The sequence below is a fragment of the Streptomyces viridiviolaceus genome (assembly GCF_014650995.1).
GTDB lineage: Bacteria > Actinomycetota > Actinomycetes > Streptomycetales > Streptomycetaceae > Streptomyces > Streptomyces viridiviolaceus.
On record NZ_BMWA01000007.1, the window covers coordinates 53,647 to 72,701 of the forward strand.

The 19,055-nt window shown below is 74.0% G+C and carries 2 protein-coding genes (1 of these 2 running past the window's edge); both read left to right on the plus strand.

Features of this window, described 5'->3' with window-relative positions:
- Complete coding sequence (locus IE260_RS11390) at window positions 1–189, plus strand: hypothetical protein (protein ID WP_189870584.1); 189 nt, start codon at window positions 1–3, stop codon at window positions 187–189.
- Window positions 189–19,055, plus strand: the 5' portion of a protein-coding gene (locus IE260_RS11395; RefSeq protein ID WP_189870586.1) for a hypothetical protein. Its footprint extends 16,143 nt past the window's final position; 18,867 of the gene's 35,010 nt are visible here — the first part of the coding sequence; it begins with the start codon at window positions 189–191; its stop codon lies off the right edge, out of view. Before IE260_RS11390 ends, IE260_RS11395 begins: the two co-directional genes overlap by 1 nt.

The window sequence follows — 19,055 nt, forward strand, 5'->3', positions numbered from 1 at the left end:
GTGTCCACGCTGTTCGACGAGCAGATCGTCTGCGCCTTGGCCGTCGCGATGCCGGACACCTCGCATGAAGGACTGAAGACGGTGGTCGCCCTCTTCGACGCCGCCGAGCAGGGCGCGACGCACACGACGTCACGTCGGGACGCCCACCTGGAGGAAGGCGGCGGAAAGGGCGGCGGGGGTCGTCGGTAGTGGCTCACGTTCCCGAGCCGCTCCGCTGGGCGGCCTATCTCACCGGCACGGAACTGCCGAAGGCGGACCCGGACGGGCTCCGCCGGCAGGGGCAGATCTGGGCCGACCTGGGCCGGCAGGTCCAGAGCATGGTGAGCGAGGTCAACGCCGTCAACGCCGTAGTGCAGGGGCACATCAACGGTGACCCCGCTGAGGCGTTCAGCGACTACATACGGCAGTTGAACAGCACGCTGCCGGCGCTGGCCCGGGCCGCGGACAACCTGCAGATCATGAGCGACGACTTCGCCCTGCAGGTCGAGCACGCGACCAACCTGGTGATCGCGATGCTTTCGTGGATGCTGGTGGAGTTGGCGTTCCTGGCCAACTCGCTGTTCGGCCTGGCGGCGGTGCCGGCGCTGATCACGGGCGTGCGCGCGGTGATCATGGCGATCCTGCGGCGGCTGCTGATGTCGACGGCGGTCGGCGCGGGCGTGATGACCGGTCTGGAGACCCTGCTCCAGACGATCGAGATCCTCCAGGGCCACCGCAAGCACCTCGACCCGAAAGCCATCAAGGACATGGCGGTCGGGGGCGCGATCGGCGGCGCGGCGTTCGGCGCGCTGTCCGGACTGGGCCGGGTGGTGGCGCCGCGCGCCTCCAACTCCCTCATCGGCCGTGGTGCGATCGGCGGTGTGGCCGGTGTGACCGGCGGCATCGGGGCCGCCGCGGCCACCGGCGGTGAGATCGACCCGGGGCTGGCGTTCCTCGGGGGTGCGGCGGGCGCCGTACTCGGGATGCCGGGCGGTGGCGGGGGACGGCGGCAGGACGAGAACATCGCGATCTCCAACCTGGCGAAGACGGTCCAGTCGGTATCCGACGGCCACTCGCTCACGGACCCGGCCACGGGTATCGGCCCCGGTGGGCCGAAGGGTTCCCCGACCGCCGGCCCGGTGACCCCGGTGGCGCCGCCCTCGGGCGGAACGGCCGACGGGGGCACGGGTATGTCCGGTGCGTCCGGAAGGGGCTCGGCGGGCACCGCCGAGCCCGTCCCCGGCGCACCTGGCGAGGCCGACGGCACATCCGGTGTGATGCCCGGCGGTGCGGCCGGTACGACGCCCGGCGGTTCGTCAGGTGTGATGCCCGCTGGTGGCACGGGCGGCGGCCCGGGGGCCGGGCTCTCCGGTGAGGTGAGTGCGCCTGTTCCCGCAGGTGCGGGCGCGGGTACTCGTGGTCCGGATGCGGCCGCCGGGGGTGTGGGGGGCGCTCGGGAAGGGCTGCCGGGCTTCGAGGAGCCCCCGCTCGCCGCGGCCGGGGGCCCCGATGGTGTGCCGGGTCGGGCCGAGACCGGCGCTGGTGCTCCGGGGGGCGCGGGCACCGTGCCACCGGGCACGGCTGCGGCCCCGAACGGCAGCGGTGCCGGCGCTGGTGCCGGTGTGCGTACGGAGCCGGCGGCGCCGGGACCGGTGAGGCAGGGCGCGGACGGCGGAGGGGCAGGACCCGGTACGGGCGTGCCGGAGGGGGCCTCGACGGTACGGTCCGGCACGCACGCGGAGAACACGCCTGCCGCGACGACCACGGTGACCGGCGACCTCGGCCCCGGGACGACCGTGCCGGCCAGGGGCCCGGAAACGGGTAGCGAGGTGGGACCCACCGGCGCGAGCGGCCCCGGGGCGGGTGTCACGGGCGGCACCTCCGGGACCAGGGGACCTGAGACCGGGGTCGTGGGTGGGTCTTCCGGGGGTTCCGGAGCCGGAGTCGCGGGTGGGTCTTCTGGAGTCAGGGGTCCTGAGGCCATGGTCACGGCCGGGTCTTCCGCGGCGAGGGGTGCCGAGGCGAACGGCACGAGTGGGCCCTCCGGGAGCGGGAGGGTTCAGGCCGGGATCACTCCGGCCGGGTTCCCGGAGTCCGGGAGCCCCGGGGGGCGTGCCGGGGAGACGGCGCCGCCCGTCACCACCGCGCACCCGGCCGGTGCCGACGGCGGACCGGCCCGCGTGGCCGGACCGTACGCGGCGACGGCGGGCGACGGTGTCTCGGTCGCGCCGCCCGCGCGAACCACCGAGCAGGGTCCGGTCACCGCCGGTGCCGCCGACGCACCGTCGGCCCGCGGCGTCGCCGCCGGGCCCGCGGAGGCCCGGGGGGACGCCGGGACGACGACCGCACCGGCGACGGTCGCGCCCGCCGGCCGCGCCGACGCGCCGGCCGCCGCCGCACGGCAGGACGGTCCGGCCGCCGGTACGGCCGACACCGGAGCCGGCCCGGCCGGAAACAGCGCGCCGACGAGGCAGCCCGGCACCGCCCAGCCCGGCTCCTCCACCGGTACGCCCAGCGCGTCGGGCGAGCCGTCGCCCGTACGTACGACGACGTCGGCCCCGGCCGACGGGCGCACCGCACCCGGTGCCCCGCGAGCCGGGACCGCGGAGGGCGGCGCGGCACCCGCCGCCCGCACACAGGCTTCCCCGGCTCCGCCCACGGCGGCGGGGGGCGGGAGCGGTCCCGGAAGTGGCTCGCCCACGGGGCGCGTCGACGCGGGCACCGTCACGCCGGGCGGGTCGCGTCAGGCCGGGAGTGCCGGGGTGTCCGGTGGACGCACCGAGGGTTCCGGCGGCGTCCCGGACCCGTCGGCCCGGCCGGCCGCACCGGGCGGCGGAGCCGGCAGCGGCACACGGGTCGGCGGCGATCCCGCGCCGGTGCGTGACACGGCGACGGCACAGCCGGGCGCGACGAGCCGCACGGGCGCGGACCCGCGACCCGCGACGGCGGGCGGCCCGGTGCCGGACGGATCCCGTACGGCGGACGCGGCGGCCGGCGGCGAGGCACGCCCCGGCGCCGCGACGAGCCGCACCGGCGCGGATCCGCGACCCGCGACGGCGGGCGGCCCGGTGCCGGACGGATCCCGTACGGCGGCCGGTGGCGAGGCACGCCCCGGCACCCCCACCGGCACCCGGACCGAGCCGCAGGCCCCGCGCACCACGCCCACGGGCCGGTCGGCCGAACCGGCCGGCGCCGGCGCCCGGGAGGACCGGGGCGGAGCCCCGGACACCAGGCCCCGGACACAGACCCCGGCACCGGAGGACACGCCGCAGCGCCCGGCCCAGACCGGAGCGCCGGACAGTTCGGCCCCGCGCGCCACGGACACCTCGCCCACGCGCACCACAGGAACCCCGCCCGCCCGCGTCCCGGAGGCCAAGGCGCCGGGCCCGCGTACGCAGGACAGTTCCACCACGCGCGTCCCGGAGACATCGTCCGCACGCACCACGGACAGTCCGTCCCCGCGCACCACCGCGACTCCGTCCGCGCACCCCGCTGAAGCCCCGGCCCCCCGCCCCGCGGACAGTGCGGCACCTGGTACCGCCGGGACCCCGTCCCCGCGTGTCACCGAGACACCAGCTCCCCGCCCCGCCGAGACTGCGTCGGCGCACCGGAGCGACGACGCCGAAGCTCCGCGCAGCGATGAAGGCCGTGACGGGAGTGACGGTGGGGAGCGGCCACCGGGCGAGGTGGCGCCCGTGGTGCGGCTGCGTCCGGAACTGGCGGAGCCGTACGTCTTCCGGGGCGACGACCCCGTGCTCGCCGGGAGGTGGCACACCGAGCGGGAGACGGTGATCAGCGACCACCGGAGCCGGTTCGAGGTCGAACAGGAGGCGAACCAGCGGGTCCGGGCGGCCTTCGCCGACCACCTGAACAACCCCGCTCCCGTGCACCGCCGTCCGGACACCGACGCCCTGGCGGAGAGTTCCTCCGGCGAGGGTGACGGACAGCCTCGCCCGGCACTGCCACACGTGGAGCGGTCCGACGACGGCGGGTTCCAGCTGCTCGAGGGCCACGAGGGCCCGTCCGCCGGGGCGAGAGCGCGCATGGAGCAGTCCGACGGCGACTACCTGCTGCTCACCGAGGGCGGCGAACCACCGCCCCGGGCGCGGGCGGTGGCGGAGGCCTGGCGCCAGGAGGTCAAGGACTGGTTCGACGAGCGCTGGCACGCCGACTACGAGGAGTACCGGCGCGGCGACCTCACCCGGGCGGAGTTCACGTCCCGCTTCGAGCAATTGACCGCCGGGCTGCGGGACGACTTCGAGATCACGGCCGCCGCGCGCCTGGTGCGCAGGTCGGCGCTGGAGTCGTTCGACCGGCTGACCGGCGCCGACCGCCCCGAGCTGCGGCGCGGTGATCACCAGGTCATGGAGGAGGGCCTGCGCGAACGCCTGGAGGCGGGCCGTGACCGTGCGCCGCTGGACGAGCAGGGGTCCTCCCTGCCGGAGCCGGTGCTGACCCGCGCCCGTGAACGCTTCGCCGCCGAGGCGGTGGCCGAGGTGTACCTGCTCGCCCAGAGGCACCGCGAGGACGGGGACCTGGGCTCCGAGGGGATCGACTGGCCGCGGCTGCACGACGAGTTCGACGCGGGGATGCGGGAGCTGACGCAGGGCCTGCGGAACCGTCTCGAACTGGAGGCGGTCGCTCACGACTTCTTCGTACGGGCCACGGACGCGGCGGGCGTCGAACGGCCCGTGCCCCGCGGCGCCGACGACCCGGAGGGGCAGGCAGTCCGCGGCGCCGACGACGCGAAGGACGAGCCGCCTGTCTCGTGGGTGGACCGGGCCCGCGAGGACCTGCTCGCCGAGTTCGACGACCTCACCCGCGCCCTCCCCGGCGACGACCGTCTCCTCGCCCGCCGCGCGTCCTACGACGAGTGGCTGGAGCGGCGGCCGGCCATGGAGTCGCTCCTCGCCGACCTGCCCGGACGCTGGGAGGCCCGGCTGCGGGCCATGGACGCCGAGGAGGGACTGCGGGGCCGGGCCGAGGAGCACGTCGGGGCGGCGCGCGCCCAGTGGCTGGCCGCGAACGGGCGTGACCCCGTGGAGATGGCCGCGGTCGACACCGAGGCGGTCGTCGCCGGTCACCGTGCGGACCTGACCGCCGAGGGCGAGCGCATCCTGGCCGGGCGGGAGCCGCGGGAGCTGACCGCGGAGGAGTGGAACGCCTACATGGACCGGATGCGACAGGCCCACGACACGCTCGTGGAACAGCTGCCGACCCGTCTGGACTTCCAGGCCGGCCTGGAGCGCGCGCTCGTCGAGGCGGACCTGATGATCGAGCGGCTGGACGCGGAGGGACCCGGTGTCCAGCGCGCCCGCGAGGGACTGCGCGAGGACGTCACCCGGGTCTTCGGTGAACTGGCCGGCCGCGCAGAGAACGGCGGCTGGGGACCGGACCGGGTGGCGGCCGGTGAGGCAGTCTTCCTGCGCGAGTACCTGCCGGTGGCGCAGCGCTCACTGCCGCACCGGGTCGAGCTGGAGTACGGCATGGCGCGCGCCCTCGGCGAGGGCGGAGAGAGCTTCCACCGGCTGACTGCCGAACGCAGCAAGCTGACCGAGCGCGAGCACCGCCGCTACGACGTGGAGGAAAAGACCCACGACCGGCTCGCCGAGGAGTTCCGGGGCGACTGGATGCGCCGCTACCACGACGTCTACGGCCCCTCCGAACGCGATGTGCGGGCCTGGCTGCAGCGTGAGCGGGAGAACGGCGACACCTTCGGCAGCACGGTCCGTTCCGAGTGGGAGGCCCTGCGGGACGAGACCGCGAAGCCGTACGACGCCGCCGGGCGGACCCGTGCGGAGGCGGACGCCCTCGCCGCGGGTCAGCGGACCAGGCGGGAGAATCATGCCTGGCGGCAGCAGATGGCCGCCAACTTCCAGAGCTTCCTCGGCAAGGGAGCAGTGCTGGAGGAGCTGGCCGGCGCGTCCGGGATCCGGCCCGAGGACATCCGCTCCGCCCAGGTGCGGACCGAGTACCGGCAGGGCCTCGCGGAGCTGCGGAGCTGGTTCTCCCATGAGTGGGACGCCGCCGCCCGAACCGCCTCGCCGGAGGGCGAGAGCGCGGTCCGCGCGGCGCTGGCCGACGAGGCACGGCAGCGCCGGCAGGCGCTCGGCGAGCAGACCCGCGGGCGGGACGAGGCGTACGCGGCCTGGGCGGACAGCCCGGCCTGGAACCTCGACCTCGCCCGCCTGGAGATCACCCGCGCCCCCTTCGAGGAGAGCCCGCGCCCCGGCGACGGCCCGGGCCCCGCGGGCGCCCGGGACGCCGAGGGGGACACGCAGCTCCAGGCACAGATCGAGGCCCGGCAACTGCCGGCCCGCCAGGAATCGGCACCCGCGCCCGCGAGCACCACGGCCCGCCCCACCGGCACCGGCGAGACCGCCGTCCAGCTCCGGCAGGAGCTGCCGCGCGTGGACGCCCCGACGTCCGAGGCGCTCGCAGGGTTGGGGCGTACCGTCGAGGTCCGGGACCGGGCCCACGGGGAGTTCGAGACCCGGCTCGCCGACTTCCCCGAGCTGCGCACCGCCGGGGCGGCCGACCGGCTGGCCGCCGTCCGCGAGACGTTCGCCGACGCATGGGCCCGGGACCGTACCGCCGCCCTGGCGGACCTGGACACCCAGCTCGCGGCCACCCGCGACGAACTCGCCGCGCGCGAGCGGGCACGGCAGCTCTTCGACCGCGAGGTCGCCACCGTCCTGTCCGGCAACGGCATCCCCGCGACGTCCTTCGCCGTGGCCTCCTCCGCCACGGCCTTCACCGCCTCGTCGCAGGCCGAGGCGCTGGCCGGGGAGTTCCAGGACGTCATGGCCGGCCGGCCGGCCACCGACAGGGCCCCCGCGCCGGTGGAGGAGTTCCGTCAGCGGTACGCCGAGGCGCACACGGCGTGGGCGGCCGACCGGCAGGCCCGCGCTGCCTTCGACGCCGCGCTGCGCACCACCGGCCCGAACGGCGAGCGCGTCGACCTTGCCGATGGCCGGGCCCAGTGGAACACCTCTGTGCGGCGCTGGTACGAGGGCCGGCTCACGGTCCTGCGGACCCAGTTCGCCGCGGAGTGGACCGAGGCGTCCGCCGTGCCGGACGCCGAGGAGCGCCGGCAGCGCCTCGACCGGCTGGCCGACGAGTTCCGCCGGGCCGCCGTGCACCAGCAGGACCGGGCGCCCGCCGTGGCCGGCCAGCACCGTCTGCTCATGGAGCAGACCGCCCGGTTCACCGCCGACCCGGCCTGGAACAGCGACCTGACCGCCTGGTACGAGCAGCAGCGCCGCACGCTCGCCGAGCCCCTGGCCGCCCACCTCGACCTGTACGGACCGCAGGTCCGCACCGACGCCGTCGCCCGCTTCGACGCCCAGGCCGAGGCCCTGCACGCGGTGGCCGAGGCCCGGCACAAGGCCCACCAGGACTTCGCCCGGCTCCTGCAGGACCGCCCCCGGGGCACTGTGCGGATGAGTCACGCGGCCACCGCCGACTGGGCCCGGCACCACATCGACTCGCTCCGCGCGGCCTACGTCCAGGCCGCCACCACCGCCATCACCACCGCGTCGCTCCGGCCCGCCGAGGACACCCGGGCCCAGGGCACCGCTTCCGCCCAGGTCACCACCCCGGCTGTGGAGTTCGTCCCGCCCCCGGCCCATGCCGACGCCCGCGACTGGCGTACCACCGCCTGGCACACGGCCCAGCAAAACCTGCACCTGCGCTACGCGGACCTGCTGGCGCGGGCCCGCACCGGCCAGGAGCCGCCGGCGGACGCCTCCCGCACCGAGGCCGGCGCGCTCGACGAGGAGTTCTGGCGCTGGTCGCGCGAGGAGGCGCCCGGGCTGACCGAGGACCAGCTCACCGCCGTCCGGGAACGGGTCCGAGCGGACCACGGCCGCATCACCGAGGCCGTCACCGCCGGCCCGCCGCCGGCCGGGACGGAACTGCGGGACGCCTTCACTGTGGCGGCGGCCCGGGAGATCGGCCTGGGCCGCGGCGAGGAGGTGTTCACGCGCGCCTTCCGAGCGTGGGGGGAGCGGGTCGCCGCCACCTGGCGCGGCCGGCTGGACGACGGCACACCGGCCCCGTTCGCACTGACCGAGGACCTTGCCACCGCCGTCCGTGAGCGGGCCGCCGCAGGCTTCCGCGAGCGGTGGGACGAGGCACTGCGCGACGCCCTCGCCGGCACCGACCCCCGCACCGCCATGAACGACGCGATACGGCGGGCGAGCAGGCGGCTGCGCGCCCTGGGCGACGACCTGCCCGCCGAGTTCGACCGGCACGCGCTGCTCCACGGCCAGCTCGACCGGCTCCGCGACCGGGCCGAGGAGGTGGCGGCGTCCCTCCACGACCACCTCGACCAGGAGGGCCGTGAGCTGCTGGCCGCGTTCGACGCCGAGGACACCGTCGTCTCCGGGCCGGGCCGGAGACGGGTCCTGGACGACGCCGGCCGCGCGCTGCGCGAGGCGTTCGACCGCACCTTCCCCACCGGCCGGAGCGCGGCCGGAACCGTCTCCGAGGCCCGCCCGCTGCCCTCGGCGTGGCAGGAGCGGCTCGGCGCGACGCTGACCGAACTGCCCGGACGCCTCGCGCGGCAGGCGGTCCGCGAGGCGGAGATCGTCCGCGCGCGCGAGGCCGTGACCGAGGCCGCCGCCTCCTGGGCCGAGTCCGGTCCCGAGGTGGGCGCCGCGTTCCTGGACCGCTTCCCGGTGGACTTCGGCCAGTTGCGGCCGATGCTCCGCCAGGAACTGGACGTGACGGTCGCCGCGACCGTCAACCACCGCTTCGACCAGGTCGTCGCCGTCGACACCTCCGGGGCGACGGGGACCTGGCGGGAGCAGTGGCGCACCGCGTACGAGGAACTGACCGACCCCGCCCGGCTGCACATCTGGCTCACCGTGCGGCACGCCCGAGACCAGGTGAACGCCGTCTCCCGCCGCCTCTTCGACGAACAGCTCCGGCGCCGGGCCGAGACCGGGAGGACGCTGAGCGACGCCGACGCCGCCCGCGTCCGGGCCGGCCTGGACGAGCGGCTGCTCGCCACCTTCGACGCCCTGTTCACGGCCCGTCCCGTCACCCAGGAAGAACTGCCGGGCCTGCTGCGGCGCTGGGACACCGTCCTGGCCGACCAGGCCCGCGCCCTCCCCGCCCACCTCGACTTCGAGTCCACCGTCGGCCCGGCGCTGCACGCGGCGGCCCACTCCTTCGAGTCGCTGCGCGGAGAGACGGAGACCACCGGGGAACGGCCGGCCGAACTCGCCGACGACTTCCGCGAGGACTTCCTGGCCGCCTACGGGCTGCTGTGGGCGCCACAGGCCCTCTCCACCTCCTGGTCCGCCCACGAGGCGGCGTACGCGGACTCCTTCACCGCCGGCCTCACCGCCGCCCGCCTGCGCGCACTCGACACCGCCCCCGGCCGCACTACCTCCGAGACGTCCGAGGCGGCGGAGGCACGGCTGCGACGGGAGTACGGGGAGACCGCGTTCCGGGAGCTGTGGGACGAGGCGGACGCCCTGCTGCGGCCCGCCCTGCTCATCGGGCGTGACCCGGAAACGGTCGCCCTGCGGGAGACACAGCACCGGGCGATGCTCCGGATCATTGAGGTCCTCGGCCGGGCCGAGGACGAGCCGCGGACCTGGGCACGGGCCAGAGCACTGGCGGACACGCTGGCGGCGGGCCGACCCGGCATCCGCTCGGCACGGCGAGGACTGCGGGGCGGTGTGCCGCCGGCCTCGTGGACCACGGCGCCGACTGCGGCGGGGCAGGCTCCGGCGGAGACGGAAGCCTCGAGGCAGCGCCGGGAGCAGCTGTGGCGTTCCAGGCCATGGAGCACCGCACCGAACCCGATGCCGGGGCGATCCGCGCCCGTCGACGACGTGCTGACGCCAGGCCAGAAGAAGTCGCTCTTCGCCGAGCTGAGAGGACTGGGACCTGACGCGCAGCATGGCATCACGACGTTCGGGACGGTCGCCGACCTGGTGGACCGCGCAGTCGGCCTCCGGCTCGACCGGGCGCAGGTGGAACGACTGCACGCGGAGTACCTCCGGGTCGCCCCGCCTCCGGTGCGTGATGGGGTCTTCCCGCCGGCGACGGACCCGACGCACGTGTCCCTGGCGTGGGACCACTTCGTGCTCCACGGGCACTTGGAGCCGACCACCCTGGGGCCGCGGATCGCTTTCGTCGAGCGGCTGCGCGACCAGGTGGAGTACGGCACTCTTCCTCCGGCGGTGGTGGGCTGGTGGAACTCGATCGGTATGCGGTGGGGGACCCGGACCGCGCTGCAGGCCGCGCAGGTGTTCCTGGGGACGGGCCCGAAGCCGACCCGGGTGCCGCCGGACGAGGCGGTCCGCGAGGTCAGGGTGCCCGGCTGGCGTGCCGCTTTCGACCTGGCGCAGTGGAAGCGGACGTTCGCCCACATCGGCGGCGCGACGCTGACCCACGATGAGCAGGCGGCGATGCGATGGTTGCTCGGCGACGTTTGGGCTGCCGAGCTCCTGTCGGCGCGCTTCGACGGTCCTGCCCCGGAAGCGTGGCGGACGCGGTTGTGGGGCATGGCGGCGGCGCCGGGGTCCGACCGCCGTCCTCCTGCGTCGACGCTGTCGGATGTACAGATGGACAGCCTGATGAGGGCCTTGCGGGTACGCGAGAGCAGCCGCGCAACGCCGCTGAAGTTCGGCGATGTCACCAATGCGGTCACGAATACATGGAAGCGGCAGCCGACTCTCGAACATCTGGAGTGGCTGAACGAGGAGTACGTCCTGCGCTACCCGCAACGTCCGGAGAGGTTGTTGGCCGCCTTCGCCCAGGCTGAGTCCGACCGGGCCCGGGACCAGGCCAACGCAGAGGCATGGCTACGCCGCCGGGTCCAGACTCCTCAGGAGAAGGCCGCCCAAGGCGCAGCCCTGCCCCGCGAAGTCGTGGCCGGGGCTCGGACACAGGTCGAGGCGTGGCTGCAGAGCAGGGCTGAGGCGCGGGCGGCGGCCGAGGCTCGGGCGCAGGCGCAGGCGCAGGCGCAGGCGCAAGTGCGGGCAGCGGCTGAGGCTGAGGATGAGGCGCGGGCTCAGGCGGTGGCTGAGGATGAGGGGCGGGCGCGGGCTCAGGCGCTGGTCGAGAAGCAACAGCGAAAGCGGGCGCGTGCTGATGCTGGGAAACGGGCACGGGTCCGGCAGCACGCCGAACGACTTGTCAGCCAACGGGAAGGCGCGGCAGAGGACCAGACCCGGAACCAGGGAAGTCACACGTTCTTCGCCAGCGAGAGGTCGGCCCCGCAGGCTGGCCCGTCGCGGCCGGATTCGGCACCGCGGGCGACGGGCACCGGCGGAGAACCGATGGACGCGCACGCCTCCGCAGAGGCCGGGAGAATGTGGGAGGAGCGGTTGTGGCGGTCCCGGCCATGGTTCTCCGAGCCTGCCCCACGACCCGCCGAAGAGCGGTCCGAGGGTGAGCAGCTGACGCAGGAGGAACGACAGCTCCTGTTCCTGGAACTGACATCACGAGAGAAGAACGCCGCGGCGGAGCAGGTGCTGACCTTCGGGGCCATCGCCGACTGGGCGGACCGCTCAATGGGGTTGCGCCTCGATCAGGCACAGTGGGCACAACTGCACGAGGAATACCGCCGGTACGCGCTGGCGCCGGCGGGCCGCGTCCGTGCCGGGTGGTCACTGAGCCAGTTCGTCGCGGCCTGGGAGTACTTCCGGGAGCACCGTCATCTGGAGGTCCCCAGGAAATACGAGAAGCAGGTTTGGGGTAATCGCACACAGTTGGGGCAGTATGTCGCCGACCTGCGCCGCAAGGGGACGTTCGCCAAGCTCCCCCAGGGTGTCGTCGACTGGTGGAACTCGGTCGGCATGAGGTGGTCGACCGATGACATGCTGGACGCCGCGAAGGCATATCTCAACGGCCGGACGCTGACCGCACCGCCGCCGGAGGAGGAGATCCGCGCTATCACGGTACCCAACTGGCGGGCCAGCGTTGACCTGGTGCACTGGGGCGAAACACTGCGTGGCCACTCCTGGAGCGCGCTCAGGACACGGGTCCGTGAAACGCTGGGTGACGCGTGGGCCGACGCGCTCCTCACGGCAGTGACCGATCAGACCCCTGCGCATATCGACGCGTCCCAGGCCGGACCGAGCAGCGGGCGTGCCATCCAACGCCTCCGGGCGAGCGAGGATCCGCGGGCGAGCCGCGAGGTGCCGGAAGGCTGGCATTACGAGGCCGCGAAGGAGTTCGCCGAGGCCAACGGGCACCTTGAGGTTTCCGGCAACACCGTGGTCCACGGTGCGGACCAGCCGTACGACCTCAAGAAGGTGCTCGACCTACTGCGCGCTCGGCGCCGGCTTCTCTCGCAGCAGGTGGTCGATGCGTGGGACGAGCTGGGCATGCGGTGGTCTACCTCGGACGCTGCGGCGGCGGCACGTGCGTACCTCGCGGGCCGCAACGGTGACGTCGCCGTGCCACCGCCGGATGCGGACATCAAGGCCGTGGTCATCGGGGGTCATCGGGCCACCTTTGACCTCGCCCGGTGGACCAGAGTGTTCAGGGCCAACCCGCATCTCGGGCAGACGGAACGCGAGCAGCTCCTGACCGGCTTCGGTCAGGAGTGGAGCGACTGGCTCACCAGCACGCGCGAAGCGGTACCCGAAGCCGCCGGGCGTGAGGGGCGCCCGGTGCTGGGGAGTCCAGCCGGTTCCGCGCCGGCTGCCGACGAGGGGATGGAGGACCTGTTCGACCCGAGCCCGGAGCCGGACGACGTGGCGGTCACGCCGGGAGGCCCGGGGGCGCCGCTCGACGTGGACGCCTTGGAAGAGCCCGCTGAAGCATGGAGGGCCCGGTCCTGGGTGTCCCCGCCGCGACCGCAGCCCTTCATACGTCCCGCCTGGCCGGAGTATCCGGCACGGGAGGAGCGGAACGAGCTCTTTGTGTATGTGCGTGATCAGGTTCGCCAGGCGGAGCAGGTGACCTTCGGGGCCGTCGCCGACCGGGTTCTCGACACATTGGGTGTGCCGCTGGACGAGGCGCAGGTGGAAAGGCTTCATTGGGAGTATCAGTCGGAGGTGGTGCGCCCGGCGGAACCTGTCGAAAGCGGAAGGGAGGGGCGTACCCCGACGCAAAGGGCGGAACTCCAGCACGAGGCCGCCCAACGGCACTACGATGTCCACCGCCATCTGGAAGTGAACAGACAGGCGTACCCGTCGCTGGGCGGTTACGTGGAGACGTTGCGCCGGAGGCCGGGTGTGATAGGCCTGCCCCAGAACGTCGTGGAGCGGTGGGAATCGGTCGGCATGCGCTGGTCCACCCGCCATGTACTCGATGCCGTCAGAACCCACCTGGACGGCCAGGTGCCGAGTGCGCCGCTGCCCGACGCCCAGATCAGGGCGATCCCGGTGCCCGGCGGACAGGCCACCCTGGACCTCGCTCACTGGATCAGCACGCTGGCGCACGTCGAGACCAACGTTCTGACGCTGCGCCAGCGGCAGGAGATACGCGAAGTGTTCGGCGACGCATGGGCCGACAGCATCCTGCGCACGGTTCCCGGCAAACGGGGCCCGTACAGGCGGGGCGCAGGCAGGGGCGCGGCCGCCGACGCGTCCGGTTCTTCGGGCACGGCCGGTCCCTCAAGCCGGGGTGGGCGGGCGGCGGAGGCCGGTCCGTCGACGGAGGCCGGTGCGCCGGCGACTGCTGAAACCACGCAGACGGCTCCGCCGACCACCGACTCGGGCGAGGCCGACGGAGTGTCCCGCGAGGGCGAGTCGGCGTCGCACGGGCAGGGGCCGGTCCGGGATCAGGCGGCGCGGAGCGACCAGGAACAGCCGGAACAGGGACCGCGCCTGACCGGTACGGACCTGACCGGTACGGACCTGGGGCCGAGCAGGGGCATTCCTCCCGCAGGTCTGGATCCGGACAATCCGGACCTCTACGGCGTGAACCAGCCCCAGGACGGCATGGAGCTGGACGACGGCATGTGGGTCCTGCCCGATCTTTCGCAGGTCTGGCCGCCACAGGAGGAGTGGGACCCGGGCGGTTCCGACGAGTGGCTCGCGGGGCTGCCCATGTTGGGGCAGGAAACACCGGACCTCGGCGTGGCCGCGGGTACGCATCTGAACCTTGGCATGGGCACAGAGCCGGGCATGGACCTGGAACCGGATGTGGACCTGGGGCTGGATGGCTTGCGGGAGACGGCCTCGGAGATGGAAGGCCGTCTTCTGCGGATGCTGGGTCCGGAGCGGTTCCAGACCCTCTGGCAGCGAGCGGTGGAGGTACTGCGGCCCGCTGTCGTGCTCGGACTCGAGCCGGACGAGGTGGCGTTGCGGGCGGCGCAGGAGCAGGCGCTGTTCCAGATCATGCAAGTGTTCGCCCGGGCCCGGGATGACGCACAGGCACGGGAACAGGCCCAGGCACTGGCGGTCGGGGCGGAGATGGAGACTCCCGGCATCCGCTCCCCGCAACAGGGATTGCCGGCCGGCGCCCCGCCGCGCACCGCCCAGTCACGCGCCGTCCAGCCGCCCGTCCAGCCCCCCGCCCGGATCCTGAACGACGTGGCGCGGCGGGTGCTGCGGGACGCCGGCCGGAGCGGGCTGCGGCCGGACGCCGTGTCCGACTTCCTGGCCCGGGCGGCCGCCCGCACCTGGCACGAGGACTGGCCGGCTTTGGACCTCGCCCGCATGGTGGTCGCCGACACGGACTGGACGGCGCCCGAGCACGACGGACTGATCGACGCGCTGATGCAGCCGCCTCATCTGCACGTGGTCAAGGCTGTCGTCGGACAGCCGGCGCTGGGGCCGCTGATTCGTGTGCGCCCGCAGTACCTGGAGCTGTTGTCCGAGTCCGGCGTGCTGCTCGACGGGCTGAGCAAGCTCACCCCTGGTGAGCTCGGCACATACGCGAGAAACCCGCGGTACCTGGACGACCTGCTGGCGCCCTCCGCCGACGGGCGGCGTGAGCTGGTGGAGGCGATCGAGAACAAGTCGCCGGACGCCGCCCACCTGCTCAAGACGGTCGGACTGGCCACCGTCCTCCAAGGCCGCGCACCGCACGTCCTCGCCGTGGCCGGTGACTGGCTCGCCGCCAACGTGATCAAGGCGGTGCCCGAGCTGGTCCCGGCCGTACTGGCCGGAACGCCGGACAGCGCACGGGCCTTCACCCGCGAGTGGACCTTGACCTCGGCCATTCTCCACACCGGCCAGGATGACGCCGTGGTCGACTACGCCGCCCTGTACGGAAACCGGAACCTGCGGGCCGTCCTCCAGGTGTACGCCGACCAGACGCAGCTCCTTCTCAGGGCTCCGCGGCTCCTGGCGGCCGTTACCCGTGACCTCGGTCTGCTGGACGTTCTGGACCGCAATCCTGGGTTGACCGACGTCCTGACCGACGTCCCCGGCTTCGCCGACCGGCTCGCGGCCGACGGCCGCCTGCTGCACGCGGCGGTGGACAATCCGGCCGTCGCGGCCCTGCTCTCTCGTGACCCGGGCCATTTCGACGCGGTGCCGGAGGCCGGCCTGCTGCACGCGCTGCAGAAGGCGAGGCACCCCGCACCGGGCGCATCGACGAAGTCGTCACGCACCGCGAACGGCAGAATGCTGTCGCGCGTCCGGGAGGTGCTCCCCGGCCTGCACGCCGTAGTGACCGCCGAGCCGGCCCTGTCCGCGGTCCTGGAGGAGGACGCCGCCTTCACAGAGACGCTACTGGCCCACCCGGACCTGTTGTCGGAGCCCCACGAGTACCGGCGCCTGCTGCGCGTCGAGGCAGCACCCTTGCGGGCGCTGGTGCGCGAGAACTCACCGCTGCTGGCTCCCTACGTGCTCAGGGCGGCCCTGCGCCACGAGGTGCTGCGCAACTGGCTCCTCGCCCGCCCGCATCTTCTCGACGCCGGCCCGTTCGACCGGCGCGTGGCGTTCACGGAGGCGGTCGAAAAGGACTCCCGGGTCGGGGAGATGGCCTTCGACAACCCCGCACTGGGCATCCTCCTCTGGCTGGGGTCGACGTACCCGCCCGACTACCGGAACCTGAGGAAGTTCTGGGAGCACCGGCCCACCGACGAGCGGCTGTTCAGCCACTACCGCCTTCCGGGCTTCCACGACCTGCTGTTCGTCGGGGACCGTGCGCGCCTGCTGGACGTGATGTTCCGCAACGACAGCGCGCTGCTGCGGCTGGCCGCGTCCGACCGGCGGGTCCTGGATGCCGTCGACACCCCGACGGTGCCCGCTCTGCACGCCAACCCGGCGGTGCTGGCGGAGCTGGCCTCCCGGCCGCGCCTCCGGCTGACCATCGCCCACTGGCACGCGCTCTTCCGCTCATCCGGCCTCCTGGAGGGGCTCAGCCGCAACGAGAACCTGCTGAGCCTGCTCGCCTCGGCACCCGAGGTGCTCCGTGAGGCGATCGCGCGCCCCGGGCTCGTCGCCGCGCTGGAAGACCCCCTGTTCCAGGCCGAGGTGTCCGCCGTCGTCGCGGCGCGCAAGGCGGAGAACGCGAAGAAGAACAAGAAGAAGACCAAGGCGTGGACGAAGGACCTGGAACGGATCGTCACGGCGTACGGCGGCGACGCCGTGCTGTCACCCGAAGGCGTTCGGCTGCGCCCCGGTGACGCCTTCTGGGCAGGCTTGTGGCACCTGCCGCAGGACGAGGCCAGGGCGGAGATCGAAAGGGCGGTCCCGGCCGCGGAACACGAGGAGAGGCTCCCAGGGCTGCTGGCCGTCGATGACAGAATCCGCCGCGACGACATCCTCTTCGCGGCCGCCCGGCGCGGCCTCGCCATGGGCGCCATGCTCTTCCACAATCCGGAGCTGGCCAGGACACTCCAGGCAAGGCCCGGGCTCCTCGGACTGGCCGCGGACACCGACACATCGATCCTCGTACTGCTTCAGGACAACGCGCCGCTGACCGCCGCGTTGCGCACCGACGACTACCTCTACTGGTACGTGCGCTTCCCGGCTGCCCTCAGTCAGCTCATCAGCTTTCCGGAGCGAGTACGAGAACTGGTCGAGGTCCCGGACCTGGCCCGGTTCATGACCACGGCGCCGCAGAGTTACGACCGCGCCTACAGGGACCCCAGCCTGGAGCGGTTGATGGTGGAGCGGCAGGACGTGACCAGCGTCCTGGCGGACGGCGGACCGGTCGTCGATCTGCTCCTGACGACCCCGGGTCTGACGGCCGAACTGCTCCGGTTCCACACGGGCCACGACGAGGACACCACGGTCGTACGGGCCGTGCTCAGCGGCCTCCCGGTGGCCCGGGCGGTCGCGGACGCTCCTGAGCTGTCCGATGAGCTACGGCGGTTCCCGTTGGTCGGTGCGGCCCTCGCCGATCACCCCGGGGCGTTCACCGACGCGGCGCACTTCCGGAGGTTCCTGGCCCGCACGGAGCTGCTGACCGCCTTGCAGCGGCACCCGGAGCAGGCCGGCAAGGTGCTCCGCTCCGCCGAAGTGTTGGAGACGGCCCTGCGCACCCCCGAGGTGGTGACGGCGCTGGCGGCTGACGGGGCGCTGACACAGCTGCTGGAACGCAGGCCGCAGAGCGATGCGGTGCACCGGTTGCTGCGCGAACAGCCGGACCTGACGGCCGCTCTGTCCGTGACCACCGAGGACGGGAGCCGTACATTGCGCACGGCGCTCGGCGCGGTGCGCGGCCTGGCCGACGCGATGGTCGCCGACCCGCGGATCGGACGGGATCTGCGCGGGGCCCCCTGGCTGGCCGGAACGCTGCTGCGCAATCACGGTCTGGTGGACCATGCGGTCCACGACACCCCGCTGTGGCAGGCGGCGCGGGCCGAGCGGATGCTCGCCGATGCTCTGACGCCGCAGGTGGTGCGCCGACTGACCAACCGCGAGGCGCTGCTGCGCCGGATCGCCGAGCGGCCCGGCTCGCTGGCCGGCGTCGCCTCGCCCGACGTCCGGCGGCTGCTGTCCGACGCCGACCTCACACGGTTCCTCGCCGACGACCCGGCGTTCGCGCAGCGGTTCTTCGCCACCCCCGCGTGGCGGGACCGTGCCCTGCGGACACCGGGCTTCGCCGGCGAGCTACGGCGACTGGCGCGCGACCCCCACGGTTTCCGGCAGCTCGCCGAGAACGCGGACGGACAACAGCTGCTGGCCGCTCTGCCCCGCGTCACCGCCACCGCCCCGGCCGGGCATCAGGCCGCGGCGAGGGCCCAGGCCCGGGCGGGAGACACCGCCACGGCGGCGCGTTCCGGCAAGGGCCGGGGCGACAGTGCCACGAAGCCGGCGGCCGGACGGCAGCGGAATCAGCCCGAGACGCGCTCGGTGTGGGCCGAGGCCCTGGTCTCGGTGCCCGAGGCCGCCGATCTGCTGCTCGTCCCGGCGGGCGCCGCACTGGCCGCCGAACTCGGCCGGCACCCGGAGCTGCTGCCCCTGCTACTGGGCGCACCCGCGATCCTGGAAGACCTGGCACGGGAACCCGCAGCCTGGCGGAACTACGCGTTCGGCGAGTTCCTGACCTCCGGCGAGGCCGGCCTCGAAAGCTTCGACACCGACTTCCACGCCTGGCTGGAGCGGCTGGGCGCGATCGTGGAAGGGGACTTCCACAACCGGGTCCGCGACATGGCGCACGGGGTGTGGGACCGGGAACTGGCACTGCGGGAGATCCGCCGGGCGGAAGAGGCCGCGCAGGCGGCGGAGCGGCTGGCGGCCTTCCAGCCGCACCTCCCCGAGACCTGGGAATACAGCGGGCGGCTCCTCCACGCCCGGCACGTACGGGAGGAGGATCTCGCACCGGAGCGGCTGCGGGTACTCCAGGAGGTCGCCCGCGGCGAGCGGCGGCCGCGCGAGCTCCAGGACCGGCAGCGCCCGATAGCGGTCAATCAGGCGCTCCACGTCCACCTGGACGGTGGCAGCGGCGGTGCCTCGTTCGGTTACGTCCTCGCCGACGACGGCCGGGTCGACACCCTGGTGTACGCCCTCAGCAGGACCCGGCAGGGCAACAAGTACCAGTGGGACGGGCACGGCGGGCAGTACGTGAACGGTCCACTGGAGATCGGGGCGGTCAGCAACGAGCCGGCGTTGCGAGCCTCCGTGGAACGAGTGGGCCGGCAGGCGGCGCGGGCCGCGGCGCGAGCGGCGGAGGACCGCAAGGGCAAGGGCAAGGGCACGGCC